Genomic DNA, 1,370 nt, shown 5'->3' on the forward strand with positions numbered 1-1,370 from the left:
TCCCGCCCGTCCAAAAAGGACGGGCGGGACGCCCATCCCACTTTCAAGAGTGGAAGTTATTTAATTCTCATTCCTAAATAAAAATTCATCCCTCTCACTGTATTGATTGCTATATTTTACGCCATAAACTCAGGAGAGCTTTTTCTTCTCCCTCCTGCCTCAAAACTCCAATTCCTAGCTTGGCTGCTTTCATTTAGATTCTCCCTACATATCTTCGGGATCTGGTGCGATCGGGCGCAGTTTTTTTAAAGTCGCATAAATTTTCAGTAAATACCGATCTACACACTCGCCAAACGCAAAGTTAAAATATACCCAATAAAAAATAGCTCCTCCTAGCTGTTTTTTGGGCCAGCTAAATATCAGGGAGTGCATCTACGTGTCAATAAATAAAACGCTCAAAGGCAGAGCCACTACACCTGCCCCAGGTTTTACCATGATTGAGCTATTGATAATTATTTTAATCATAGGAATATTTTGTGCGATCGTCGCCCCCTCTTGGCTAATGTTTATTAACAACCACCGTTTAAAGGTATCAGTCGATCGAGCTTATTGGGCAATGGAACTTGCCCGCAGCAACGCCAAACGCGACAAAACCTCATGGCAAGCCAGCTTCAAACAAGTAGGAGAAAACGTACAAATAGCCGTTCACCCAGCCGACATTCCCCCAGCCCAAATACCAGACAGTCAATGGAAAAACCTAGAACCGCAAATTCAAATAGATCCAGATGAAACAACAGTGCTCCAAGTAAATGACAGCAACGAACAAAAAACAAACGGCACAATCCGGCGCGTCATGTTCAACCACAGAGGTTGCCCCGTATCTCGAAGCGACCACGACTGCACGCTAACGAGTATAAGAGCCAAAGGAACCCTAACACTATATCATCCCAATTTAAGAAACAGCCAACGCTGCATCATCATCTCCACTCTCCTAGGACATAAACGCACCTCCCAAAGACAATCAAAACCCAACGACAACAAAAGATATTGTTACTGACAGGGCGATGAGAGGAATTATTGTGGAGTAGGGAAACGGCATTACCGCGTCGTCAATAGCCTTGTTGTCGATGCTTATATTCGATGTCAATTCTTGACGCAATATCTCCGATCTAACTCACGCCCAGAGTACCATTCTCGCTTAACAGGCTTTTCGCCCTGTTCCGCAAAGAGTGAATTTTCTTGTGGAACAGGCAGAAAAGCCTGTTCATAAAAGGCTTATTGAGAATGGTGCAACATCTCAGATACAGCATATTCCATGTTCATGAAGTACACACAATCTTGTAGTAAGGATCGCGAATTAAATAACTTACAATTTTAATTTTTATTGTGGGATGGGCGTCCCGCCCGTCCTTTTGGGACGGGCGGGACGC

1 protein-coding gene is annotated in these 1,370 nt (G+C 44.1%); it reads left to right on the top strand.

Annotated features, from left to right (window positions below; translation table 11 throughout):
* Nucleotides 1-376 precede the first annotated feature (376 nt).
* A complete protein-coding gene (locus tag QUB26_RS31810) occupies nt 377-997 on the top strand; it encodes a transcriptional regulator (protein WP_333321304.1) in 621 nt (206 codons plus the stop codon).
* Nucleotides 998-1,370: the final 373 nt, after the last annotated feature.

Source organism: Microcoleus sp. B4-C1 (genome assembly GCF_036705285.1).
In the GTDB taxonomy this organism is placed as follows: Bacteria; Cyanobacteriota; Cyanobacteriia; order Cyanobacteriales; family Microcoleaceae; genus Microcoleus.